At 36.4% G+C, this 302-nt stretch carries 1 protein-coding gene; it reads right to left on the minus strand.

Going from position 1 to position 302, the window contains the following annotated elements:
* The coding region (locus ACM615_RS24155; protein ID WP_431012670.1) for an aminotransferase class I/II-fold pyridoxal phosphate-dependent enzyme at nucleotides 1-302 on the minus strand (302 nt) is incomplete at both ends.

Here is a 302-nt window from a genome sequence, read left to right on the forward strand (position 1 = left end):
AATAACCAAATCGGCACCAAATTTTATGGGATTCTGAAGGTAAGGTGTCGCAAAACAGTTGTCAATAATGAATATTAAATTGTGCTTTTTGGCAATCTGTCCTAATTCTTCTAAATCTAAAATATCTACTGCTGGGTTTGTGGGACTTTCCACATATAAAATCTTGGTGTTGGACTGAATCAGACTTTCAATGTTGTCAACCTCACCCACTTTAAAATAGCTCGTTTCTATATTCCATTTGGGTAGAAACTTGGTGAATAACGTATGTGTAGATCCAAAAATACTGCGCGCCGACACAATGT

It is taken from the genome of Rahnella sp. PAMC25617, from assembly GCF_050606005.1.
GTDB lineage: Bacteria > Pseudomonadota > Gammaproteobacteria > Enterobacterales > Enterobacteriaceae > Rahnella > Rahnella variigena.